Below are 24,452 nucleotides of genomic sequence, written 5' to 3' on the forward strand. Positions count from 1 at the left end.
GCTCTGGTCCTTGCCCGTTTGGGCCTATAAACATCAAATCCAAGGCAGGAAAAAGGGCCAATGCTCATGCGCCGTCTGATACGAGTGTTCATTTTTATCGCCATCGCATGGAGCGCCTATTGGTTCATCGCGGGCTATGGTCTGCGCAATGCGATCACCAGCTGGTTCGATGCCCAGCAGGCGCGCGGCTGGCAAGCCGAATTCTCAGGCGTTGAAACGGCGGGCTACCCGACACATCACACCACCCGCTTAAACAACCCGGCGCTGGCCGATCCAGTCAACGGCACCGCCTGGAGCGCCGATTGGATCGAGTTTCAAAGCCCCGCAATCTGGCCCGGTCGGCAAACCCTCAGCTTTGCCGATACACCTCAGCGCCTATCCTATTTCGACCAGACCGCGACGATCCAGGCCAAGGCTTTGCAGGCCCAGTTGGAATTGCAACCCGGTGTTGCCTTGGTGCTAGAGAAGATGGCCCTGACCGCTGGTCCATGGCTGATCAGCGAAGACAATGAGGCGCTGGCGGGCGGTGGTACCCTCAGCGTTATCATGGAGCAGACCACTGCGCCCGAAGCCTATGCCATCACGGCGCAAATTGACGGGTTCACCCCCGGTGAGGATTTGCGTGCACTGATGCAATCCGCGACCTCGCTGCCCCAGCGGTTCGAGACGTTGCAGTTGGATATGCTAACTACGTTCGACAAGCCTTGGGACCGGACCGCGCTAGAGGACAGCCGCCCTCAGCCCGTCGCCATTGATCTGAATCTGGCCGAGGTCAAATGGGGCGAGTTGCGCCTGTTTGCCGCCGGTGAGTTGGATGTAGACACACAGGGCATCCCAACCGGAGAGATTGCAATCAAGGCCGAGAATTGGCGCGACATGATCGCAATGGCGAATGCCGCCGGCGCCCTGCCCGATCAAGCCGTCGACCCGGTGACCCGCGCGCTCAACTTTCTGGCCGGACTGGGCGGCAACCCGAACGCGCTGGACCTGCAACTGAATTTTCGCGACGGGTTCGTGGCTCTGGGGCCGCTGCCTCTTGGCCCAGCCCCACGTCTGATCCTGCGTTAACGGCAATAGGACCCGGTGCGATACCGCGCCGTATCCAGGTGAAAATGGTCCCGATGATACCTGTCTGAATTGGGTCCCAACACGGTGCCAAACGGCCCGCAAGCCCCGCGCCAGATCTTCTTGAGTTGCTTTTGCGAGGGGTTCTTGCGCCAACCTTTCAGAACGGTCACGACCTCTCCATCCGCCATGACAAAGCCAGAAATATCAATGGCACGACCTTTGCCATGCTCAGAGACTCGCGCGCCTTTTTGGTTGTTGCGCGTCCGGCAGGCATAGTGTGCGGCAACCTGCAGTTGGACCACCGGGCCACGGCGTTTGAACGTCGGTTTGACGGTTTTGTCGACCCATTTGTTCAACGCGATGGCCGTGCCGCAATCCATCGTCGAAGCCCGGCTCAGCGTCACTCCCGAGACGGAGGTGATCTGGACCGCATCTTTGACTCCGCAAGCCTTGGTTTTGCTAGAGACACGCCCGACAGGCTTGCCCTGTATCGCGATATCACCGCAGACCGAGCCTTTGCGCAGCTTGCGCTTCTTGAAAAGCACCTCCTGCTCCAATGATTTGGGTCTGAGGTAAGGCATCAAAGAGGTATCAGGCCCCAGCAAAGGCAAATCCGCCGGGCGCGCTGCTACGGCGATCAGCTGAGGCGACTCGGGTCGTGTTTCGGGGCGTAGGTTTGGTATGGTCAGAGGTGTTGCTGCCCGGCTGGAGATCGCGACGATGCCAGCAGGTTCAACGGCTGTGCTGGGGCGCGCAACGGGATACAGGGATTGCTCGGGCGCGGCGGCGTGGGTGGATGTGGCCCAAAGCGCGGCAACAAACGCGTATCGCAAAACCTGTTTCATGACCCTGCCTTCCCCCGGCCAAAGTCCGGCGCATCAGTATCCTGACCCGCATCAATAATCCCACGCCGGATCGCACGGGTGCGGGTGAAATAGTCGAACAGATGCTCTCCGTCCCCGGTGCGGATTGCACGCTGCAGGGCGAAAAGCTCTTCGGTGAAACGACCCAAAATCTCAAGCGTCGCGTCCTTGTTGGTCAGGAACACGTCGCGCCACATGGTTGGGTCCGAGGCCGCGATACGGGTGAAATCCCGAAAGCCCGCAGCCGAGTATTTGATGACTTCGCTATCTGTCACCCGACGCAAGTCATCGGCAACACCGACCATCGTATAGGCAATCAGGTGCGGCGCATGAGAGGTCACGGCCAGAACCAGATCATGATGGTCCGCGTCCATCTCATCGACATTGGCCCCCATGCCTTCCCACAAGGCCCGCAACTGGGCGATGGCCTCGGGGTCGGATCCCTCGACCGGCACCAGCAAACACCAGCGATTGTCATAGAGCTCGGCGAACCCGGCCTCAGGCCCCGAATGCTCGGTCCCGGCCAAAGGGTGCGCCGGGATGAAATGGACGCCTTCGGGGATATGAGGCGATACGGCCTCGATCACGCTACGTTTGACCGAGCCGACATCCGTCACCGTTGCCCCCGGCTTCAGCATTGGGGCGATGTCCTGTGCGACCGCGCCCATAGCGCCAACCGGCACACAGAGGACGACCAGATCCGCGCCCTCGACCGCCTCTTGCGCGGTGTCGCAGACCCGATCACACAAGCCGATACTGCGAGCTGTGTCGCGGGTGGCCTCGGAGCGTGCATAGCCGGTGACTTCACCAGCCAGACCTGCGCGTTTGATGGCCCAGAACATGGATGAGGCGATCAGGCCCAGCCCGATCAGCGCAACACGGTCGTAAATCTGGCTCATGCTGCGCCCTCTTTGAATGCGGTGATGGCCGCGACGACACGGCGGCAGGCTTCCTCATCGCCCACGGTGATCCGCAGCGCGTTTGGCAGGTTGTAGCCCGCAACGCGCCGCACAATCAAACCCTGCGACTTGAGGTAGTCATCGCAAGCCTCAGCCTCGGCCTGATCGGCAAAGCGCGCGAGGATGAAGTTGGTGAAAGACGGGTCGGACGGGACACCGATCTTGGCCAGCTCATCCGACAGCCATACCCTCAGGCGCGCGTTTTCAGCCTGACAGAAGGACAGGAAGTCGACATCATTTACAGCTGCTTCGGCCGCAGCCAGCGCGGTCAAAGACAGGTTGAACGGTTGGCGCACCCGGTTCAGCACGTCGATGATCGACTGATGCGCATAGCCCCAGCCCACGCGCATCCCGCCCAGCCCATACACCTTTGAAAAGGTCCGGGTCATGACCACGTTCTCATGGGCATCCACCAGAGACGCACCGCCGTCGAAACCGTCGACAAACTCGGCATAGGCCCCATCAATGACCATCAGGCAGCTATCCGGCAGACCCTGCGCTAAACGTTCCAGTTCCTGCTGCGAGATCATGGTTGAGGTCGGATTGCCGGGGTTGGTGACAAACACGATCCGCGTCTGCGCGTTTACGGCCGCCAAAATGGCATCCACGTCAACCTTGCGCTCGCGCTCGGCCACCATGACCGGCGTGGCACCCGCCATCCGAGCAATAATCGGATACATCGAGAACCCATGTTCCGTATAAACCACCTCATCCCCCGGCCCTGCATAGGCCTGAGCGATGAATTGCAATACTTCGTCACTGCCCACACCGCAGATGATCCGCGCCGGGTCCAGACCATGACGCGCGCCGACCGCATTGCGCAGGCTGGCGTGGTCGGTGCTGGGATAGCGATGCAAGGTGGCGGCGCTGTCGCGCACCGCCTCAATCGCTTTGGGGCTGGGGCCAAACGGGTTTTCGTTGGAGCTCAGTTTGATCACATGCTCAACACCCGCCACATGCGACTGGCCGCCTTGATACAGCGCGATGTCCATAATGCCGGGTTGAGGGGTAATCTTGGTCATGAGAGGCTCCGTTTATTGGGCCTCTCATACCTGTCTCAACGCGTTCAGAAAAGCAGCAATTCCATCATGCGGCTTTGAAGCGCGCAGTCGCCGGGTCGGCATCGTAGAACGGCGCGAATTCTTCGGTCCGGCGGGACAGGTCATTGACGCTGTCGATGATGAACTGGACCGTTTCCTCGCGCATCAGATACGAGAAGTTCAGGCGCACCCATCCGGGCTTTTTCATCTCTTCACCGGCGGACAGAGCGGCGTGCAATTCCTCTGACGCGGCTCGATCTATGCCCAGAAGCCGATGCGCATATGGCCCGGCACAGGCGCATCCTCCGCGCGCCTGAATGCCGTATATGTCGCTTAGCATCCGCGTGAACAGTTGCTGATGCACCGGCTGCCCTGCATTGTCGCGCACGAGGAAGGAAAAGATCGGCAGGCGATGTGCGTTTTCCACCCCAAGCAAGGTCAGGTTTGGATTGTCCTTCCATTTCTCCAGCGCCATTTGGTTGTATTGCGCCTCGCGGCGGGCGATCTCATCCGTTCCGACGACATCCTTGACGATGAAGGCAAGTGCCGCGCGGATATCACCGATCACATTGGGCGTTCCCGCCTCCTCTCGCGTTGACAGGTTTTCGCTGTAATCGTGGCGCCAAGGCGAGACGAAACTCACCGTCCCTCCGCCCGGCCAGCTGGGGCAACGACGCTGTACAACACTCTGGTTCACGACCAGCACGCCCGACGCCCCCGGCCCTCCCGGAAACTTGTGCGGAGACACCACGATCGCATCTTTGCGCGCTTCCGCAGGCCCCATGTCCATCGGCAGGTAAGGCCCGCCCCCGGCATAGTCCCAAACGGCCAAAGCGCCATAAGACTTGAGCAAACGCGTCACCGGATCGGGATCGGTGATGATCCCCGTCACATTGGACGCGGCCGAAAATGACCCGATCAACAGATCCGCATCAGCGTGCGTGTCCAACGCCTCCTGCAGCGCGCGCAGATCAATGCCCCCTTCCGCCGATTCCGGAATCTCGACCACCAGAGCCTTGCTCTCGCGCCATGGTAAGATGTTCGAGTGATGCTCGTACGGACCGATTAGGACAACCGGTTGATCAGCTTCCGCCACCCCGAGCAGACTGACCAACCGGTTGAGCCCCGCCGTGGCACCGGACCCGGTAAAGATCACCGCGTCTTCTCCCCTCGCGCCAACAAGGCGGGCTATCTCGTCACGCGCTTCGCGACGCAGACGGGTCATGTAGGACCCGCAGAAGGAGGCCTCGGTGTGGCTGTTGGCATAAAATGGCAACACGTGATCGGCCACAAAGTCTTCGACCTGTCGCAACGCGCGACCCGAAGCAACGTAATCCGCATAGACAAGCGGCACGTCCCCCTGCAGACCCGGTATCAGAGCATTCTCTCCGATCAGCCCGTCGCGCAGGTGGGAATTGTGAGTGGTGGAACAGAGATCCGCACGAAATTTGGACAGGGTCATAGCATTGGCTCCTTACTGTAGGTCCAATGTGATCCATCCAAACTGTGGAAACATAATCGTTCTTTGCGTAGAAATCATAAATTTTGTGTCATATGATTAGGTATGGGCCAAAATTTAGATCATATAGACACTCACATCCTGAGAGAGCTTCAAAAAGACGCCACCCTTTCGCAGCGCGAGTTGGCCGATCGGGTCGGGCTGTCCCAGAACGCGTGTTGGCGCAGGTTGAAAGCGCTGAATGAAAACGGGGTTCTGATCGGGTCAACCGCCCGCATTGCGCGCGAGACTTTGGGGCTGAACCTCGTGGTTTTCGTCATGCTGCGCACCCGCCATCACTCAGCCGAGTGGCTGCAAGCGTTTCGCCGCCATGTTCTGACCATTCCCGAGGTTGTGGATTTCCATCGGATCGGCGGTGACTATGACTATCAACTGAAAGTCGTGACCCAGGATATGGCCTCATATGACAAGGTCTACCAACGCCTGATCGAGAAAGTAGAACTGGACAGCGTGACCTCATATTTTGCGATGGAAGCGATCGCTGAAGGGCGACCACTTCCGATCTGAACTCAGGCCAACCCAAGCATCGTTTTCATGCCGCCGATAAAAGTTGCGTCGTCCAGAGCCTTGCGATTGTCGAGGAATTCAACAGCGTCTTCGCCGGCCCGATAGCGCAAAGTGTCAGTGTCGTCCGTCACGGCGGTCAAAATGACATCGGCGACAACACTTGGCGGCGACGTTCGCGCTGCCATTTCTTCCGAGCCCCACGTGCTGAACAAGGCCTGCACGACAGGTTGATACTCGGCCATGCTCTCGTCATTGACGAAATCAAACGAGCGGCCACCAAAATCGGTAGCAATCAGACCAGGCTCGACAATCTTGACCTTGATACCTGCCGCAGCAAGCTCGTAGTGCAGAGACTCTGACAGGCCTTCAACCGCGAATTTTGTGCCGTGATAAAGCGTTCCAAGGGGGAAGGTAATTTGTCCACCAATGGACGAGATATTGACGATACAGCCCGAACCATTTGCGCGCAGATGCGGCAGAACGGCTTTTGTCACAGCCAACAACCCGATCACATTGGTATCGAATTGCCGCCGGATACGCTCCATCGGGAAGGCTTCTAGCGGGCCGTAAGCGCCGTATCCCGCGTTGTTCAAGAGAACGTCAATCTGACCAAAACGCTCAATCCCTTCTGCAACTGCGGTCGCAATTGAACCCTCGTCGGTGACGTCAAGACGTGTGACCAGAACATTCTCAAGTTGCGTCAACTCGGCTTCCTTGCTGGGGTTCCGCATTGTGGCAATGACGTTCCAGCCCTGCCTATGAAACAGTTCGGCCGTAACTCTGCCAATACCAGATGAAGCGCCAGTTATGAGGATAGTCTGTGCCATGGTCATTCTCCGCAATTGTTAGCCTGACCACTAGATAGGTTAGAAAACTGCGATACGCCTGCCGAATTCTCCTCAATATCTGCCTAATTCTCTGGCCGTTAGGATTCTGGCTAGCACTGACCTCTTGCGCAAAATATGCTGAATGAGGCAGTGGGGATACCATGACACAACATGATTTAGTTGAAAAAATCTGCGAAGCTGTGGGCGGACAGGCAGAAGATGCTGCTTTCTACCCCACTGCACTGGACGGTTTTGGTTTGCTTCATGATGTCAAAACGAAATCAATCGAAGCACAGGTGTATGAACCGATTGTCTGCCTAGTTCTACAGGGGAAGAAAGAAACACGTATCGGCGATCGCCTTGTTCACTTCGGAGCAGGCGACTCTCTGATCGTCAGCCATTCCCTTCCGGTTTTGGCCGCTGTCACCGAAGCAAGTCGGGAAAAGCCCTATGTCGGCCTCGTATTCTCGTTGGACTTGTCCATCTTACGTGGTCTCTACGACTCTGTTGGCTCAGAACCTGCTGAAATTGAAACAGTCCAAAGCCTTGCTGCGTCAAAAGCTTCGCCCGATCTGATTGACGCTATGGCTCGCCTGTTTCACGCCAGTCAAAACCCCACAGATGCAAAAATTCTCGCACCGATGATCAGCCGTGAAATCCACTACCGACTGCTGCAAGCAGATCACGGTGGCATGCTGCGGCAAATGCTTTGGCGCGATAGCGCCGCCAGCCGTATCGCGCGCGCAATAGACATCATTCGCGCGGATTTTCGAACAGCCCTGCCCGTCTGCGATCTGGCACAAAGCGCTGGAATGAGCGTTTCTGCCTTTCACGCCCATTTCAAAACGGTAACAGCCACCTCTCCACTGCAGTACCAAAAAGACCTCAGGCTGCTAGAAGCCCGCAGGCTATTGTCGCACGGTTCGCTGAGTGTATCTCAGACGGCTTTTGAGGTTGGCTATGAAAGCCCGACCCAGTTTAGTCGGGAATACTCGCGCAAATTCGGAGTGCCACCTCGTCAGGACATCGGGTCAAAATGCATAGCTTAGAAACTAAAAAGGCCGCGCTGAAAGCGCGGCCTTTTTAATCTCGGGTGCTCGCGAAGATTAGTTCTTCGCGTAGAATTCGACAACCAGGTTCGGTTCCATCATGACCGGGTAAGGCACATCGCTCAGGCCCGGTGCGCGTACGAAGGTCGCGGTCATTTTCGAGTGGTCGGCGTCGATGTAGTCAGGAACATCACGCTCGGCCAGAGCAACAGCTTCCAGAACAACAGCCAGTTGCTTGGACTTGTCACGCACTTCGATCACGTCGCCTTCTTTGACACGGTAGGACGGGATGTTGACCCGCTTGCCGTTCACTTTGACGTGGCCGTGGTTCACGAACTGACGTGCAGCAAAGACCGTCGGTACGAACTTGGCGCGGTAGACAACGGCGTCCAGACGGCGCTCCAGCAGACCGATCAGGTTTTCACCGGTGTCGCCTTTTACACGCTCAGCTTCGGCGTAGATGCGACGGAATTGCTTCTCAGTCAGGTCGCCATAGTAGCCTTTCAGCTTCTGCTTGGCGCGCAGCTGCAGACCGAAGTCCGACAGTTTGCCCTTGCGGCGCTGGCCGTGCTGGCCGGGGCCATATTCACGACGGTTGACCGGGGATTTCGGACGACCCCAGATGTTTTCGCCCATCCGGCGGTCGATTTTGTACTTGGCAGACGTGCGTTTGGTCACGGCTGATCTCCTTTAAAGTGGCATTTCAGCTTGATCCGAAAACCGGTTCCCACTTTTCGGTCCGAAATAGCGTCTCCGCTCGGACCGGGCAGTTCAGTTCAGACCAGGCGTGGTGCCGGGTTATAAAGGGCGTTGTCCTCTTGAGGTTTCCCCCATGACAGGCATCCCCTTGCGGGGGCCACCAACACCAATGAAGCTGCGCTTATATCTGCAGAACTGTCAGAGTCAACACGTCCCGACGGCCCTGCTCAAATTTCTTGAAGGGTTTTTAGGCCAGCGGGTTCAACGCCAGCCAGGTAACCAAACCTATGAAAAGTAACCCGGCACGGGTTTTCCTGGAAAGGCCACCACCTTTGCGGTCGGCTGCGGTACGCTCTGCAGGTCAGCACCGGCATGCGTTACTTCGCTGATCCAGAATTCCTGATCCCGAGGCGGACAGCCAGTTTTGAACACCAGAGTCGGCCATTGTTCGTCATCGGTGATAACCAAGTCTGCCGAAAAGCGTTGCGCCCCATTGGTCAATGTGACCGTACCGCAATACTCGCCCGAGATATCTTGCGGGGCTGAGAACACGTCGCGGGTGCGCATAGCGGTAGAACCCATATGTCCCAGTTGCTCAAGACTTTGTTCTGCCTCTTCGCCCAACACCAGCGCCTGACCACGCCAAGACCAAGCGGACCCGACCGCCAAAAAGGCCAAAGGCGCTGCCTCAAGCCCATCAAGCTCAGTTTGATTCCATGAAATGGCTACACGACCGTTATATCCGGCTCTCATATACCTGCTCGCACTTATCAACACCCCACCCAGTACTCAACCCGCTTTATCAGGGGAGATTCCGGCGGAAAAGAGACAGAATTTGAGCAATCACGTGAATGTTGCCGAATAGAATCAACTATTCGTGAGCAAACCTGTGCCACCCAAACTTTCCGAAGCGCGTATAGAGGCGGCAAGTATCTGAGATCAATACTAATATTTTAGAATCTGGAACCGCAGGCGGCCGTAGCCGTCCCGCAGTTTCAGCTTGAGACTTCCCGTCTACACCTCAACTTCAACCTTGCCGATCGGGTTCGAACAGCACGCCAGGATGTAACCTGCCGCTATGTCATCCTCGGAGATACCGCCGTTGTGGACCATATGAACCTCACCCGAGGTCTTTTTGACCTTGCAGGTGCCGCAAACGCCAAACGTACAGCCCGAGGCAATGTTCAACCCGACCGCACGTGCGGCGGCCAGAACCGTGTCCGTCTCGGCAACTTTGGCGGTGACGCCCGAAGTCGCAAACACGATCTCGGCGGCGCTGTCATCGTCGGGTATGACATCATCCAGATTAGGCTGATCTGCTTCGGTCTCAACCGGGGCTCCAAAGCTTTCCTGATGATAGTTATCCATATCAAAGCCAAGACCCGCCAGAGCGTCCCGGACGGCTTGCATGAACGGCTCGGGACCGCAGCAATAGACCTCACGGTCCAAATAGTCGGGGGCCATGAGACCCAGCATCAACTGGTTGAACTGACCTTGGTAGCCGGTCCAAGGGCTGTAACGATCCGCTTCCTCTACAACGAACTTCAGATCCAGACCCGGCGTCCGGCTTGCCATCTGCTCGAGCCGTTGGCGGAAGATGATCTCGGACGGACGCTTGGCGCAGTTGATAAAGACAACATCCAGATCGCGGCCTTCATCCCACATACAGGTCGTCATGGACATCATCGGCGTGATGCCCGAGCCCGCCGAGATGAACAGATATTTAGAGGCGGCGCTCTCCGCATTGGTGAACAGACCTGCCGGGCCAATCGCCCGCATCCGCATACCCGGCTGCAAATTATCCAGCATCCAGCGCGTGCCGATACTGTCGGGCTGCGCCTTGGCCGTGATCGTAATGGACCGAGGACGCGATGGAGATGACGAGATCGTATAGGTCCGATGCACAACGCCACCCGGCTGCCCCGGCGCCGGAATTTCCAGCGTCAGGAACTGACCCGGATGGTAGGCGAACAAGGCACCGGACGGGGCGCGGAACGTAAAGCTGGCGGTATTTGGGGCCTCGGGCACGACCGAGACGCACTCCAGCGCCTCACTATCCTGCCAGATCGAGGCAACAGCGTTCAGGTCCTTCATCTCCGTCACTCCGCCGCCATCGTGTCAGGTGCTAGGTGGCGCGCCAGAGTGCTGCAATACCAATCGGTGAATTGCAAAACACCGGACTCCTGAATCCCCGAATACGGTCCCGGCACATAGGCCGGGCTGTTGATGCCCATCTGGTTGTCTTCCACCACACGGCGATCTTCGTCATTGGTGGCCATCCAGACCTCGGTCAGACGCTTGACGTCATAGTCGACCCCTTCGACCGCATCCTTGTTGACCAGCCATTTCGTGGTGACTTCGGTCTCGGTCGGGCTGACCGGCGTGATCCGGAAGACAATCGAATGATCGGCCAGGAAGTGGTTCCACGTGCTGGGATAGTGGAACTTCAGCAACGTCCCCGCATCGGCAAAGGGCGAACGGCCAAGAAAGCGGCGCACCGCGGATTTACCGTCCAGAGTATAGCTTTCCGCCCCTTCCTTCAGCGGCATGCGCGCCAGTCGGTATTGTCCGTCATCATGCAGATAGAACTGAGACGGCATGCCTGCGGCCTCACACCGGTCGAAGTGAGCTTGCATGAAGGCCGGAGTTTCACCCCCTTCGATACCGGTTACCGAGGGATCATCAGGGAAGGTCCGGCACAGCGAAGGGTGGTTGCCGCCGCAATGATAGCACTCGCGGTTGTTTTCCCAGACCAGCTTCCAGTTGCCCTTTTCGATGATCGTGCTTTCAAAGGCGACCTTGGCGTTGCTTAGATCATGCGGCTCCAGATAGGGACGCGCTTTGTTGGCGAAAGTGTCGAAATCGGGGGCTTCATCTGCAAGACAGATATAGACCAGCCCGGCCAGTTCCCGGCAGTGGACGGTTTTCAGCCCGTGTTGTTTGGGGTCGAAATCAGGGCCCATATCACGTGCCCATATCAATGAACCGTCAAGCTCATAGGTCCACTGGTGGTAGGGGCAGACCAGTTTGGGCGAGTTGCCCTTGGCCGCTTTGCAGATGATCGACCCGCGATGGCGGCAGTTGTTGTGGAAGGCCCGGATCTGGTTGTCCGCGCCGCGCACGATGATCACTTGGTATGCTCCTACAGTGTAGGTCACATAGTCGCCTGTTTTCACCAGTTCACATGCCGGAATGGCAAACAGCCAGTCGCGGTAGTGGATGGCCTCAAGATCCGCCTGAAAGACGTCTGGATCGGTGTAGAACGCCTGTTCAAGGGCATAGGCCGGGTTTCGACGCGCCAACAGGCTTTGAACGTTGCTCACTTCTGGCTCTCCTGCCGCGCCCCGCGGCTTAGCTTGGGCAGATGACACCAGAGGCCAGTCCGGAGCCGTGCGAGGATCACGTCCGAAACTTGTGCCCCCACCGCCACCCGCGGTTTGACATATATGCAAGGCTGGTTTCCGGACTTGAAAGGGGCTTGCGCCCGGTTTCGACACCTTCCCGGGATCCTCCTCCCAGTGGTCACCTGTCGAACCTGACCTTCCTTACCGTTGCGGGGGCAGCGCCGGAATTGCACCGGCTTCCCAATTCTCTGCCACCTGAGAATCAGACAGCAGCACCTCACACACGCAACCTACGCGGGGATGGAATCTCGGCTGAAAGCCTTGCGACATTTCCAGAAACAAAACAGACATGCCCAGCAGAAATGGAAACCTGAAACAGGGCTGCGGCTTGAGGCAAGAACAAAAAAATGGAATTCACCCGTGTTGTGATGTGTCCCAGAGATGCGCGTGCATGAAGGGCGCAATCGCAATTGTTTTGCCCCCCAGTTTTTCAACCGAACCTGCAATGAGCTCAAGCACCATCCATGCCTCGGGGATCGTCAGAAGGTTCGGATATGGCGTCTCTTTGTCGGTCGGCACAAACCCGAATAAGGGGTAGAATGTCGGCACGCCCAACACGAAGACAGCGTCTGTTCCAATGGACCTCAAGTGGTTGATGCTGGTCTCCATCATCTCTCTGCCAACACCTAGGCCTTGATGTTCGGGTGAGACACCGCAGGGCGCCAGAAGATAGCATTTAACGTCCGGTTGATCCTCAAAGACAAACGGGGTGAACATGACATTGCCCGCGATCTGCCCCATGCGCCTTACGCTGATTGAAATCGTTTCCGGATGCTCAAGGAGATCTTCGGCGAGTTGAGCGATTTCTTCACCTTCCGCTTCGCCAAAAGCCAGCCTATGCACATTCAAGATGGCTTCGGTTTCTGAACGGTTCATGTTCCATCCCTATCCTGAGCTAGACAGCCTGCGCGGCGTCATACGGCGCGACACTACCCGACCGACGCTCCAGAGGTTGCATTCGACGAGCTTCCGCAAGACCAGCCGCTCAGGTCAATATGTTTCTTCGTACAATCGGCAACGTGCGTCGGTGTCCAGATGTTCGGTTGTCGCGATCTCGGATTGTTTGTGGGCTTGGTAAACCTCGGCAAAGCCTTCGGGGAACCAGCCGGTCACAACCGGGTTGGAAACGAACCGGTCGAGTGCGTCTTCCAAGGTCTGAGGCAAGCGCACCAGCCCCCATTGTTTCAGCTCTGCGACGTCCAACAGCGAAAGATCCTCTTCAGTTGGAACGGGCGCGGGTAGCCCCTCTTCGATCCCCTGCGTTCCGGCCATGACAACCGCCGCAAGCGCCAGATGAGGCGAAGCTGCAGCATCCGCCGCACGGTATTCGATGTTGAACTGCCCCGCGATTGAGGCTGGGTCTTTTGCGGTCACAGGACAAATCCGCAAGGAAGCCTCGCGGTCGCGGAAACCCAGATTGTTGAAAGCAGCAGACCAACGATGCGGTGTCAGGCGTTCATATGAGATCACCGAAGGCGCAGTCAGAGCCAGGATCGCATCAAGATATTTCAGAACTCCGGCGGCGAAAGCGCTCGTCAGGTCCGACATGCCGCAAGGCCCGTCTTCGGCGTAGGTCAGCGGTGCGCCATTGTCGTCCACAAAGCTCATGTGGATATGGACCCCATTCCCAACGCTCGCGACATCGCGAATAGGGGTATAGGTGGCCCGCTCGCCATAGGCCTGTGCAGTCGCATAGGTCAGTTCACGCACCATGATGGCCGCGTCCGCCGCGCGAACACCCAGCTCGGGGCCGATGACGACCTCATATTGGTTTGGGCCGTATTCCTTCATGATCGAATCCGGCTTGAGACCGACCTGGGAAATCGCGTTGATCAAGGTCTCGCACAGATCACGCTGCAGGCCAAAGCCCCGGTGACCATAGGCTTCGTTGGCCTGGCTTGGCGGATCTTTCAGCTGGAACTCATGCTCGAACGCAGCCAATAGATTTGCTCCTGAGACCTTATGCAGCCGCTCCAGCGCCGCCCTCAAGAGACTGCGCGTGCAGAAGTCCCACGGGTCTCCGTCCAGCGTGACGATATCGCCCATAAGAAAGTGCAGGCCGGAGTCTTCGCCGAACTCGACCTTTGCCTCGGCCGTGGCGTCCGGGATCAGAAGAAGATCGCCCAGCGCGCCAAACGGGCTTTCGGCAATTCCGTCAAAGCAGTTGATCTGAACATTCGTGGGTGTCCACCCGACCCCACGCTGCAACCGCTTGTTCAGTTGATCCGCCGGAAAGGCCTTGCCTCGCATTTTCCCGGCAAGGTCTGAGGTGGCGACAAACATCAAGGGGGTTTTGGGCATCATGGGTTAGGGTCCTGATTGTGGGATCGCATGGCATCCCAGGCTTCGATGCGGGATTTCGTTTGGTCCCAGTTGTCTTCGGCAATACGCGTCACCAGCGCTTCGGTGACGGCAAGGGCCGCTGTGTACGTATCCCAGAGCGTGCCGCTTTCGATTGGAACTGGCAAGATTTCTGCCGCATGCCGGGATATGGGCGACAGCCATTTGTCCGTCATGAGGACAACGCGAACCCCTCGATCCTGCGCGGCAGTAGCGGCCAATCGCGCCAGCGCAGGTTGGTAACGGCGAAAATCGACCAAAAACAGGATATCCGCAGGCTTCATCCGCAGCAGGTATTCCGGCCAGACCTCATTGTTGGCCGGAAGATGATACACGCCGCTGCGGGTTTGGCGCAGGTGAAAGGACAAATGCTGCGCGATGGTGTCACTGATCCGACCGCCCAAGATATAGACATCGCTTTTAGGCTGGCTCAGTACCGAGCAAATGCGCTGAAACTGCGCCTCGGTGATGCCTTCTGCCGACAGCGCCATCTGAGACGAGGCGCGCGCGATGAAATCACGCAAGAACCCTCCATCGACACTGCGGCCCTCGCCATGCAGATCGGTTGGCGAGCGTTGGCCCTCTTTCAACTCGGACAACAAGGCACGCTGGAATTCCTGATAGCCCCCCAATCCGATCTTGGTAACAAACCGCGAGATCGACGGGGCCGAGACTTCGGCGCGCCGTGCGAGTTCCTGAATCGTGACCAGCCCCGCATAGGGGTAGTCGCTGAGCAAAGCAGCGGCCAGCTTGCGCTCGCTGGCGGTCATGTTTTCGGCCTTCGCTTCAATCCTCTGCCTAACAAGCAAGCGGCACCTCCTGATCTGAATGGATCGCATGGAATAAAAATTTCAGTCAATCTATTTTTCATTGACTCTGAAAAAACTTGTTCTCTAACGTGGGCCACATGAACACATCAGCCGCAACCCAAGAATTGCTGGTCGCCGGGGATCCCGCCCCGGTGGAATGGGTGAATCGTGACAGTGATGCAAAGATCGCGCTGCTCTGCGAACACGCCGGGCGCGCGATCCCGCAAAAGCTGAGCGATCTGGGTGTCTCGGAAGAGGTGCAGGCCAGCCATCGCGGTTGGGACATCGGGGCCGAGGCTGTGGCCCGGCAATTGGCTGACCTCCTACGGGCACCTTTGATCTTGCAACGCTACTCCCGCCTTGTGATTGATTGCAACCGCCCGATCGAAGCCCCGGATTCAATTCCGCCAAACAGCTTTGGAGAGCAGATCCCAGCCAATCTGAACTTGACGGCTGCGGATCGCACAGCGCGTCAGCGCGAGATTATGGCCCCTCTGAACGGTGCCATTGAAGATATGCTGGACCGTGCGCCGCGCGTGCTTGCGGTGTCGATCCACTCCTTCGCCGCACAAGTCGATGGTGAGGCGCGGCCTTGGCACGCTGGATTTCTGACGCGCGTTGACCCGACCACGGGGCAGGCCGCGATCGACCATATCTCGGCCCTACGTCCCGATCTGCATATGGCGTTGAATCAGCCCTATCAAATCGACAGCGAAAGCGACTGGTTCATACCTCGTTTCGCGGAACCTCGCGGACTAGCGCATTCGCTGGTCGAAATCCGCAATGACCTGATCCGCGATGCAAAAGGTGTCGAGGATTGGGCGCAGCTTCTCGCCGAGGCCTTTACCCGGATATTGGAGACCAAGACGTGAGTTTGACCCGCAATGTTCCACTGATCCCATCGCAATCTGCCCTGTTGTTCATTGACGTACAGAACTATTCGGCACATCGCGACGGCGCCGAATTCAAGGACATGCCTGAAGCCGAATTCAATGAGAAATACGGCTGGTATTTCGATCAACTGGACACCCGCGTGATCCCGAACATGCAGGCCATACAAGCCGCCTGTCGCACCGCCGGCGTCGAGGTCATGTACACCAATATCGAAAGCCTGACGCTCGACGGGCGCGACCGGTCACTGGACTACAAGATCACGGGTTTTCATGTTCCCAAGGGCAGCTGGGACGGAAAGGTCATTGACCAGATCGCGCCCCAAGGGGATGAGATCGTGCTGCCAAAGACTTCTTCTTCGGTATTTGTGTCCACGCATGTTGACTACATCCTGCGCAACCTTGGCGTTCGTCAGGTTGTTTTGTCCGGCCTTTTGACGGATCAATGCGTCGAAAGCGCCATCCGGGACGCGTGTGATCTGGGCTACCTTGTCACTCAGGTCGAAGATGCCTGCCTGACCCATACGCAGGACCGGCACGACAATTCTCTGCGCGCGATCAAAGGCTATTGCCGACAGGTCACCACAAAAGAACTGGTCGAGGAATTGGCCGGTGCTTGATCTGAACGGCATCACCAAGACCTTTGGCGGGGTCCACGCCGTCGAGGATGTGACCATGTCCGTCGCGCCGGGCGAGGTGCGCGGTCTGATCGGCCCCAATGGCGCAGGCAAGACGACGCTGGTCAACCTGATCTCTGGGCTGTTGACCCACTCGGCGGGTAGCTTGTCGCTGGATGGCGAGCCGCTGGACAACTTGCGCGCCCACGAACGCGCGGCGCGCGGTGTGGCGCGGACGTTTCAGAACCTGCGGGTCTTTCCAAGCCTCAGCGTCGCGCAAAACATCGACGTCGCCCGCTATTCCGGCCGCGGCGCCGAAATCGTCGACGCCGCGATCCCCGAGTTCGGTCTGTCGGACAAGCTCAACCAAAATGCGGGCTCGCTGGCCTACGGTCAGCTTCGGCGGCTTGAGATCGTGCGCGCGCTGGCCCTGAATCCAAGTGTTCTGATGCTGGATGAACCTGCGGCAGGCATGAACGAACAAGAGACCGAAGCGCTGGGTCGGTCGCTGACCTGGGTCCGGTCGCATTCGGACTGCGCAATCCTGGTGATCGATCACGATCTGAAATTCATCATGTCGCTATGCGACAGGATCACAGTTTTGAATATGGGCACCGTCATTGCCGAAGGTGCGCCCGAAGAAATAACCAAGAACCAAGAGGTTATCGACGCTTATCTTGGCGAAACCGATGAACGCGCCGCGTGATGCAGGCGGCTGTCAACAGGAGAACAAGTATGAAGAAGCTGACCCTTACCACTCTGACCGCCATGAGTTTGGCGATGCCGGCTGTCGCCGAAGACACGATCAAGATCGGGCTGGGCGTACCGATGACAGGTGATCTGGCGATCTATTCCGAATATCTCGGCGCGCGCTGCATGGCCGACATGATCAACGCCGATGGCGGTGCCGGAGGCAAGAAGATCGAAGTTCTGGTTCAGGATTCCGCAGGTGATACGCAGGCCGCGATCTCACTGGCGCAGAAGTTTCTGGACGAAGGCGTTGTGATGCTGGGCACCACGCCGTTCTCGGACACGATGATCCCGGTGGCGCAGATCGCCCAGCCTTACGGCGTTTCCATCTTCCAGCCGCAATCCACGCAGGTCGAGATGCACGCGGGCATCGTCGACAATTTCTTTACCGGCGTCTCGCCTGATCCGTTCACGGCAACGGCAGCTGCCAACCACGCGCTTAGCGAAGGCGTCAAAAATGTGGTTCTACTGACCTCGGACGAAGGCGGGTCGTGGTCCGCGCGTACCCCGCTGTGGTTCGGTCAAGTGATCGAAGAGGGTGGCGGCAAAGTACTGGCCAAGATGAACTTCAGCTTTGGCACATCGGACTGGTCGCCTCAGATCGCCGACATGAAAGCACTGGGTGAAGAGATCGATGCCGTTTATATTTCGTCGATCATGCCCGATATCGGTGTGCTGGTCCGACAGCTGCGCAGCGCCGGGATTGATGCGTGGGTCGTAGGCTCGGATGGCTTTGATGACCCCTCATTGGATGCGGTCGCCGCCGATGATCCTTCAATCCTGGACAAAGTGTTCTTTGCCACGCTGGCACCCAGCCATGACGAAAGCGCCGTGGTCAAGTTCATGGCTGATTGCAAGGAAATGGGTCATGATGTGCCCGGACTGTTCCCGGCCACCGGTGCCGACACAGTCAAGGCCGTTGCCTGGGCGGTCGAAACCTCCGGCAGCAGCGACCCGGCGGTGATTGCGGAAACGATCCGTACAGCCGACTCGATCCCAGTGCTGACAGTCGACAGCATTTCGTTCAAGGACACGAAAACCTATGCCCAGCGCACGATCCCTGTGATTGGCTACAAAGATGGCAAGAGGGTTCTGATCTCCAACGAAATTCCCGAAAACACACCGAAAGACTGGAACTGAGCCAAAAGACGGGGGTGGTTCCAGCCCCCGTTTCCAATCCGATGCTGAATGTTGAAAACCTAATAGTTTCTCACGGTCCGATCGAGGCCGTGCACGGCATCTCTTTCGCCGTGGACAAGGGCCGCTGTGTGTCCTTGCTGGGCCCCAATGGCGCGGGCAAGACCTCGACCATCTCGGCACTGATGGGTGTGGTCAAGTCCTCGGGCCGGATCACCTTTGACGGGGCCGATATCTCTGCGTTGCCTGTGGAAGCCCGCGTGCAGGCGGGTATGTCCGTGGCGCCCGAAGGGCGGCGGATCTTCTCGAACCTGAGCGTCGAGGAAAATCTGGTGCTCGGCGGAGCAACGCGTTCTGACCGCACTGCTAAGGAAGCCGACATCGCCCACTGGCTTGAGACCTTTCCGATCCTTGGCGAACGCAAAGACCAACCCGCCGGCACCTTGTCGGGCGGTGAGCAGCAGATGCTGGCCATTTCCCGCGCCTTGATGACACGCCCCAAGATCCTGCTGCTGGACGAACCCAGCCTGGGTCTGGCCCCCAAGATCGTAAGCCAGATTTTCCAGATGATCGAACAGCTGAAGGCGCAGGGAATGACGATCCTTCTGGTCGAACAGAACGCAACGCAAGCGCTGCGCCTGTCGGACTACGCCTACCTTCTGAACAACGGACGGATCGTGGCCGAGGGGACGAAGGAAACACTGGGCCAAAGCAGCGCGCTTATGGCGGAACTGACGGGGATCGCCTGACATGGAATATGTGGCCCAGCAGATGATGAACGCGCTCGCCTTTGGTGCTGAATATGCGCTGATTGCACTCGGTCTTGCGATTGTCTTTTCGATCATGGGGCTGGTGAACTTTGCCCATGGTGAGGTGATCGCGGTTGGCGGCTACACAATGGTAGCCTTTGCCGCACTGGCACTGAACAACCCGTTCATCGTGATAGGCGGAGCGATCGCCGCTGCGATCCTGATGTCCCTTCTGCTTGAACGCGTGGCGTTCCGACCCGTGCGATACGCGGACCCGACAACCGGTCTGCTGACCGCCTTTGGTGTCTCAATCATTCTGCAAAACGTGTTTCTGCTTGCAGTCTCACCACGCCCCGTGGCCGTGACATCGTTGTACTTCCTCGACTGGCCCGTGCAGCTTTTCGGCGTTCAGGTATCCTCCCTTCAGGTGTTCGAGGCGGTGACGACGGTACTGGTGATCGTCGGACTGATGCTGTTTCTCAAACGCACAACACTGGGTCTGGCCATGCGCGCTGCCTCCTTGGATTTTGAGATGGTCCGGATGGTCGGCGTCAAATCCAACAGGGTGTTTGCAGTGGCCTTCATGGTGTCGGGCCTGCTTGCCGGGCTGGCCTGTATCTTCATCATGGCGCGGCGTGGGTCGGTTGATCCGCATTTGGGGTTCAACCCGGTCCTCAAGGCCTTTGTGGCTTGCGTCGTCGGAGGGTTCGGCAGCCTGCCCGGAGCCGTGCTGGGCGGCTTTCTTCTTGGCGCCATCGAGGTCGCGATGCTGGTCCTGCTACCGCAGGAATATGGCGGTATGAAAGACGCTTTTGTCTTTGGAATCATAGCCCTTGTTCTGGTCTGGAGGCCGGATGGCATCCTGTCGCCCCCCACTGAGAAGGGGGACAAGATATGATTCTGAACCCCAGTCAGAAACGCGGGCTGGTGGGCGCTGCGATCCTAGCCGTCGTATTGATCGCGATTGGGCTGATCGTGACCTATTTCGGCTCGCGCTACCAACTGCGGCTGGTCTATAGCGCCTATGTGAACCTGCTGGTCGTATTGGCTATGCAGGTGTTCATGGGCAACGCGCGCCTGACCAACCTCAGCCACAGTGCCTTTATGGGGATCGGTGCCTATGTGGCCGCGATCTGCGTGACGCCGGTAACGGTCAAATCCATTTCTCTTCCGGATGCGCCTTGGGGGTTGAATGCCTTTTCGTTGGACCCGGTCAGTTCGGCACTGCTTGCGATAGTGATCACCGCTGTTCTGGCCCTGATCGTTGGGCTGTTTGTCGTGCGCCTGACGGGATCTGGCGTGACCATCTTTTCCCTAGCCGTCCTGGTCATCGTGCATTCGGTATTCCTGTACCGCACCGACATTTTCAAAGGAAATCAGGCGTTTTTCGGCATTCCGCAGGTGTTTTCACTGACGTCAATCGTGATCTTGTCCGTGTTCGTCGTGTTCATCGTGCGCCTTTTTCGCGAAAGCCGCTGGGGCATCCAGCTGCGTGCTTGCGCCGATGATGAGGTCGGAGCCGCCGCAATGGGTGTAAACATTCGCCGGTTACGCCTGATTGCCTGGGTCCTGTCAGCCATACTGCTTGCAGTCGCCGGGATTGCCTACGCGTATTTCCTTGGCACGATCAGCGCGCGGCCCTTCTATTTCAACCACGTCTTCCTGACACTCGCCATGCTGATCCTTGGGGGAATGCGGACGGTCACAGGTGCGGTTCTGGGCACGCTTTTGATCTCGTTCGGGTTGGAATGCGTGCGTTGGCTGGAAACCGGCCCGGTCCTGCTGGGCATCGACCTGCCCGAAGTGCTGGGCCTGTCGGGTATTGCTCTGGGAACAGTCATTGTACTGACTATGGCCCTGCGCCCCGGAGGGATCATGGGTGATCAAGAAATCGAAGACCTGGTTCTGAAAAAACAGGAGTAAGTCATGGGTTGCAACCACACTATTCACAAACACAACCACCATTTCGGCTGGGACAACTCCATCGAACCCGTCCTGAGCGTCGACCCCGGCGAGACCGTTGAGGTCGAAACCATCGACAGTTCGGGCGGGCAGTTGAACGCTTCCTCGACCCTGGCCGATCTGGGCAAGCTGTCTTTCGACGCGGTCAATCCGGTCACGGGGCCGATCCACATCAATGGGGCCGAGCCCGGTGATACGGTTGCCGTGACCTTTCTGGATTTCAAGCCTTCGGGCTGGGGTTGGACCGCCAACATCCCCGGTTTTGGCCTGCTGACCGATCAGTTTCCCGACGCAGCCCTGCATATCTGGAACTATGACGCCAATGCAATGACCCCTGCCCTGTTCGGCCCGGGTGGGAAGGTACCGCTGAAGCCGTTCGTCGGCACAATCGGCCTGGCGCTGGCCGAGCCGGGTCTGCACTCCGTCGTCCCTCCCCGTCGTGTAGGCGGCAATCTGGACATCCGCGACAATTGCGTGGGCACAACGCTATACCTCCCGGTTGAAGTGGCGGGTGGGATGCTGTCTTTGGGGGACACCCATGCGGCACAAGGCGATGGCGAGATTTGCGGCACCGCCATCGAAAGCCCTATGGACGTGGCCATCAAAGTCGACCTTCTCAAAGGCGAAAACCTGCCCTATCCCCGGTTTGAAACCAACGGCCCCGTCACCCGCCATTTCGATGCCTCCGGCTACAAGGCGACAACAGGCATAGGCGAGGACCTCATGCAGGCCGCCCGCGATGCGGTGGCGGGCATGGTCGATTGGATCTCGGCCACGACGGGGATGTCAGCTCTTGATGCCTACATGCTCTGCTCGGTCTGCGGCGACCTACGGATCAGTGAGATCGTTGACATCCCGAACTGGACGGTCTCATTCTACTTTCCGAAGATAGTTCTGGACTGAGGAACGCCTAAATGGCCGGTAGTCGTAAATCTCCGTAATCCGAGAAATCAAACTCCGCGCCCTCACCTCAGCCACATTTCGAATAACCGCAGCTTCTGCACGTCATGCAGCCTTCTATCATCACCATGTCATACTGCCCACAGGATGGGCATGCCTTGCCGCGCGGTGCATCCATGTTGACGACCTGTGCCTGAGGGTCGGACTTCAGTCCCATCCCCTCTCCCTCCAGGAAGCCGATGTTGACCATGTGCTGCTCGATCACCCCGCCAATTGCTGCCAGGATCGAGGGAATATATTTGCCCTTCACCCAGGCTCCACCGCGCGGATCGAACACGGCCTTCAGCTCCTCGACCACGAACGACACATCCCCGCCCCGCCGGAACACGGCCGAGATCATGCGGGTCAGCGCCAGCGTCCAGGCGTAATGCTCCATATTCTTCGAGTTGATGAACACTTCGAACGGACGGCGACGGCCTCCGATGACAATATCGTTGATCGTCAGATAGATCGCATGCTCACTGTCGGGCCATTTCAACTTGTAGGTCGACCCCTCTAGCGACTGCGGGCGGTCCAGCGGCTCGGACATGTAAACGACGTCACCGCCATCGACCTCATGCGGGGCAGCCGCACTTTCGCCCGGCGCCGTATCGGCACTTTCCGATACGGTCAGGACCGAGCCGGTCACATCATTGGGGCGATAGGTCGTACAGCCTTTGCAACCCTGATCCCAGGCCTGCATGTAGACATCCTTGAAAGCATCAAAACTGATATCCTCAGGGCAGTTGATCGTTTTGGAGATCGAACTGTCGATCCATTTCTGCGCCGCGGCCTGCATTTTCACGTGATCGGACGGAGACAGCGTTTGAGCATTCACGAAAAACTCCGGCAGGTCCTTGTCGCCAAACTTGTCGCGCCACATCTGCACGGCATAGTCCACCACCTCTTCTTCGGTGCGCGAGCCATCCTTCTGCAACACCTTACGCGTGTAGGCATAGGCAAAGACCGGCTCGATCCCCGACGACACGTTCCCAGCATAGAGAGAGATCGTGCCCGTCGGCGCGATCGAGGTCAGCAAAGCGTTACGGATCCCATGCGCGCGGATTTCATCGCGCACATCGTCATCCATCTGCTGCATCGTGCCGCTGGCGAGGAACTTCTCGGCATCGAACAAGGGAAACGCCCCCTTCTCCTTCGCCAATTGCACCGAGGCCAGATACGCGGCGCGGGCGATCGCGTGCAACCAGCGCTCGGTTTGACGCGCCGCCTCGTCAGAGCCATAGCGCAGGCCCAGCATCAAAAGCGCATCCGCCAGACCTGTCACACCCAGTCCGATGCGGCGCTTGGCCTGCGCCTCGGCCTCTTGTTCGGGCAGAGGGAATTTCGACGCGTCCACCACATTGTCCATCATGCGCACAGCGGTAGCGACCAGCTCTTTCAGAGCGTCCTCGTCCAGATGCGCGGCGTCTTCGAAAGGTTCAGCCACCAACCGGGCCAGATTGATCGATCCCAACAGGCACGCGCCATAAGGAGGCAGAGGTTGCTCGCCACAGGGGTTGGTCGCGGCAATCGTTTCGACATAGCTCAGATTGTTGGCCGCGTTGATGCGGTCGATGAAGATCACGCCTGGCTCCGCATAGTCATAGGTCGCCTGCATGATCTTGTTCCACAGGTCCCGCGCCTGAACGGTGTGATAGACCTTTCCGCCGAACACCAGCTCCCACGGGCCGTCGGCTTTGACGGCCTCCATGAACGGGTCAGTCACCAGCACCGACATGTTGAACATGCGAAGGCGCGCCGGGTCAGACTTGGCAGTGATGAACTGTTCGATATCCGGATGATCGCAGCGCATCGTCGCCATCATCGCGCCCCGGCGCGAGCCTGCGGACATGATCGTCCGGCACATGGCGTCCCAAACATCCATGAACGACAACGGCCCCGATGCATCCGCAGCGACGCCTTTCACATCCGCCCCACGCGGGCGGATGGTCGAGAAATCATAACCGATCCCGCCACCCTGCTGCATGGTCAGCGCGGCCTCTTTCAGCATATCGAAAATACCGCCCATGCTGTCGGGCACGGTGCCCATGACAAAACAGTTGAACAGGGTCACCTGTCGCGCGGTCCCAGCGCCTGCGGTGATGCGGCCGGCAGGCAGGTATTTGAAATCCTCCAGCGCGGCGTAGAACTTTTCTTCCCAATGCGCCGGGTCAGCCTCAACCCGCGCCAGATCGCGCGCGATACGTCGCCAGCTGTCCTCGATCGTCTGGTCGATGGGCGTGCCATCCGCCTGTTTAAAGCGGTATTTCATGTCCCAGATCTGCTCGGCGATGGGGGCGGCAAAGCGGCTCATTGGTGATTCC

At 58.3% G+C, this 24,452-nt stretch carries 24 protein-coding genes and 1 riboswitch; of the genes, 11 read left to right on the plus strand and 13 right to left on the minus strand.

What is annotated here, in order from left to right:
- Positions 1 to 60 precede the first annotated feature (60 nt).
- Positions 61 to 1,068: a DUF2125 domain-containing protein gene (locus tag J7394_RS04900; RefSeq protein ID WP_247748065.1), complete on the plus strand. Its 1,008-nt coding sequence runs from the start codon at positions 61 to 63 to the stop codon at positions 1,066 to 1,068.
- Here J7394_RS04900 and J7394_RS04905 read toward each other — a convergent pair.
- From J7394_RS04905 to J7394_RS04920, 4 genes are all read right to left on the minus strand, one after another.
- On the minus strand, positions 1,065 to 1,913 hold the full coding sequence (locus J7394_RS04905) for an extensin family protein (protein ID WP_209251366.1): 849 nt from the start codon (positions 1,911 to 1,913) through the stop codon (positions 1,065 to 1,067). The two genes, J7394_RS04900 and J7394_RS04905, sit on opposite strands and share 4 nt — an antisense overlap.
- Entirely contained in the window at positions 1,910 to 2,830 is a 921-nt protein-coding gene (locus J7394_RS04910) for a prephenate/arogenate dehydrogenase family protein (RefSeq protein WP_209251368.1), read from the minus strand. The genes J7394_RS04905 and J7394_RS04910 overlap by 4 nt, the downstream gene beginning before the upstream one ends.
- On the minus strand, positions 2,827 to 3,912 hold the full coding sequence (hisC, locus tag J7394_RS04915) for a histidinol-phosphate transaminase (protein ID WP_209251370.1): 1,086 nt from the start codon (positions 3,910 to 3,912) through the stop codon (positions 2,827 to 2,829). Before hisC ends, J7394_RS04910 begins: the two co-directional genes overlap by 4 nt.
- Before the next feature lie 64 nt (positions 3,913 to 3,976).
- On the minus strand, positions 3,977 to 5,392 hold the full coding sequence (locus J7394_RS04920) for an aminotransferase class V-fold PLP-dependent enzyme (RefSeq protein WP_209251372.1): 1,416 nt from the start codon (positions 5,390 to 5,392) through the stop codon (positions 3,977 to 3,979).
- Between the two features lie 102 nt (positions 5,393 to 5,494).
- Here J7394_RS04920 and J7394_RS04925 point away from each other — a divergent pair, with 102 nt between their 5' ends.
- Positions 5,495 to 5,956 carry an Lrp/AsnC family transcriptional regulator gene (locus J7394_RS04925; protein WP_209251373.1) on the plus strand — a complete coding sequence of 154 codons (462 nt, stop codon included), beginning with the start codon at positions 5,495 to 5,497 and terminating at the stop codon, positions 5,954 to 5,956.
- Between the two features lie 2 nt (positions 5,957 to 5,958).
- Here the strand turns inward: J7394_RS04925 and J7394_RS04930 are convergent, their stop codons facing one another.
- Positions 5,959 to 6,783 (minus strand): SDR family oxidoreductase, encoded by an 825-nt coding sequence (locus J7394_RS04930; protein WP_209251374.1) that lies wholly within the window; start codon positions 6,781 to 6,783, stop codon positions 5,959 to 5,961.
- A gap of 161 nt (positions 6,784 to 6,944) precedes the next feature.
- Between J7394_RS04930 and J7394_RS04935 the strand changes: the two genes are divergently transcribed.
- The gene (locus tag J7394_RS04935; protein WP_209251375.1) at positions 6,945 to 7,832 is read left to right on the plus strand and encodes an AraC family transcriptional regulator; all 888 of its coding nucleotides are present in this window, start codon (positions 6,945 to 6,947) and stop codon (positions 7,830 to 7,832) included.
- A 57-nt stretch (positions 7,833 to 7,889) separates the two neighbouring features.
- Here the strand turns inward: J7394_RS04935 and rpsD are convergent, their stop codons facing one another.
- The 7 genes from rpsD to J7394_RS04970 form a co-directional block, all read right to left on the minus strand.
- Positions 7,890 to 8,510, minus strand: a complete 621-nt coding sequence (gene rpsD, locus J7394_RS04940; RefSeq protein ID WP_170374584.1) for a 30S ribosomal protein S4 — start codon at positions 8,508 to 8,510, stop codon at positions 7,890 to 7,892.
- A 306-nt stretch (positions 8,511 to 8,816) separates the two neighbouring features.
- Complete coding sequence (locus J7394_RS04945; protein ID WP_209251376.1) at positions 8,817 to 9,284, minus strand: hypothetical protein; 468 nt, start codon at positions 9,282 to 9,284, stop codon at positions 8,817 to 8,819.
- 261 nt (positions 9,285 to 9,545) lie between these two features.
- On the minus strand, positions 9,546 to 10,625 hold the full coding sequence (locus J7394_RS04950; protein ID WP_209251377.1) for a hybrid-cluster NAD(P)-dependent oxidoreductase: 1,080 nt from the start codon (positions 10,623 to 10,625) through the stop codon (positions 9,546 to 9,548).
- Positions 10,626 to 10,630: 5 nt separating this feature from the next.
- Complete coding sequence (locus tag J7394_RS04955; RefSeq protein ID WP_209251378.1) at positions 10,631 to 11,854, minus strand: aromatic ring-hydroxylating dioxygenase subunit alpha; 1,224 nt, start codon at positions 11,852 to 11,854, stop codon at positions 10,631 to 10,633.
- A gap of 111 nt (positions 11,855 to 11,965) precedes the next feature.
- Positions 11,966 to 12,170, minus strand: a riboswitch (cobalamin riboswitch).
- Between the two features lie 119 nt (positions 12,171 to 12,289).
- The gene (locus tag J7394_RS04960) at positions 12,290 to 12,811 is read right to left on the minus strand and encodes a GNAT family N-acetyltransferase (RefSeq protein WP_209251380.1); all 522 of its coding nucleotides are present in this window, start codon (positions 12,809 to 12,811) and stop codon (positions 12,290 to 12,292) included.
- A 114-nt stretch (positions 12,812 to 12,925) separates the two neighbouring features.
- Positions 12,926 to 14,236 carry a glutamine synthetase family protein gene (locus J7394_RS04965; RefSeq protein WP_209251617.1) on the minus strand — a complete coding sequence of 437 codons (1,311 nt, stop codon included), beginning with the start codon at positions 14,234 to 14,236 and terminating at the stop codon, positions 12,926 to 12,928.
- Positions 14,236 to 15,114, minus strand: coding sequence for a MurR/RpiR family transcriptional regulator (locus tag J7394_RS04970; RefSeq protein ID WP_371811947.1), 879 nt, complete (start codon positions 15,112 to 15,114; stop codon positions 14,236 to 14,238). The genes J7394_RS04965 and J7394_RS04970 overlap by 1 nt, the downstream gene beginning before the upstream one ends.
- Positions 15,115 to 15,182: 68 nt before the next feature.
- Here J7394_RS04970 and J7394_RS04975 point away from each other — a divergent pair, with 68 nt between their 5' ends.
- From J7394_RS04975 to J7394_RS05010, 8 genes are read left to right on the plus strand one after another with little or no spacing between them, the layout of a single operon-like run.
- Positions 15,183 to 15,956: an N-formylglutamate amidohydrolase gene (locus J7394_RS04975; protein ID WP_209251382.1), complete on the plus strand. Its 774-nt coding sequence runs from the start codon at positions 15,183 to 15,185 to the stop codon at positions 15,954 to 15,956.
- Positions 15,953 to 16,594, plus strand: a complete 642-nt coding sequence (locus J7394_RS04980; protein ID WP_170492405.1) for an isochorismatase family cysteine hydrolase — start codon at positions 15,953 to 15,955, stop codon at positions 16,592 to 16,594. The genes J7394_RS04975 and J7394_RS04980 overlap by 4 nt, the downstream gene beginning before the upstream one ends.
- Positions 16,587 to 17,297, plus strand: a complete 711-nt coding sequence (locus J7394_RS04985) for an ABC transporter ATP-binding protein (RefSeq protein ID WP_209251384.1) — start codon at positions 16,587 to 16,589, stop codon at positions 17,295 to 17,297. Before J7394_RS04980 ends, J7394_RS04985 begins: the two co-directional genes overlap by 8 nt.
- Positions 17,298 to 17,326: 29 nt before the next feature.
- Positions 17,327 to 18,481 carry an ABC transporter substrate-binding protein gene (locus J7394_RS04990; RefSeq protein WP_209251386.1) on the plus strand — a complete coding sequence of 385 codons (1,155 nt, stop codon included), beginning with the start codon at positions 17,327 to 17,329 and terminating at the stop codon, positions 18,479 to 18,481.
- Between the two features lie 41 nt (positions 18,482 to 18,522).
- Complete coding sequence (locus J7394_RS04995) at positions 18,523 to 19,227, plus strand: ABC transporter ATP-binding protein (protein WP_209251618.1); 705 nt, start codon at positions 18,523 to 18,525, stop codon at positions 19,225 to 19,227.
- A gap of 1 nt (position 19,228) precedes the next feature.
- The gene (locus tag J7394_RS05000) at positions 19,229 to 20,125 is read left to right on the plus strand and encodes a branched-chain amino acid ABC transporter permease (RefSeq protein ID WP_170643166.1); all 897 of its coding nucleotides are present in this window, start codon (positions 19,229 to 19,231) and stop codon (positions 20,123 to 20,125) included.
- Positions 20,122 to 21,150 (plus strand): branched-chain amino acid ABC transporter permease, encoded by a 1,029-nt coding sequence (locus J7394_RS05005; RefSeq protein ID WP_209251388.1) that lies wholly within the window; start codon positions 20,122 to 20,124, stop codon positions 21,148 to 21,150. Before J7394_RS05000 ends, J7394_RS05005 begins: the two co-directional genes overlap by 4 nt.
- Before the next feature lie 3 nt (positions 21,151 to 21,153).
- Complete coding sequence (locus J7394_RS05010) at positions 21,154 to 22,092, plus strand: acetamidase/formamidase family protein (protein WP_209251391.1); 939 nt, start codon at positions 21,154 to 21,156, stop codon at positions 22,090 to 22,092.
- A gap of 67 nt (positions 22,093 to 22,159) precedes the next feature.
- Here the strand turns inward: J7394_RS05010 and J7394_RS05015 are convergent, their stop codons facing one another.
- Positions 22,160 to 24,442: an adenosylcobalamin-dependent ribonucleoside-diphosphate reductase gene (locus J7394_RS05015; protein WP_209251393.1), complete on the minus strand. Its 2,283-nt coding sequence runs from the start codon at positions 24,440 to 24,442 to the stop codon at positions 22,160 to 22,162.
- Between the last annotated feature and the right edge of the window lie 10 nt (positions 24,443 to 24,452).

This window comes from Ruegeria sp. R13_0 (genome assembly GCF_017743995.1).
Classification (GTDB): domain Bacteria; phylum Pseudomonadota; class Alphaproteobacteria; order Rhodobacterales; family Rhodobacteraceae; genus Ruegeria.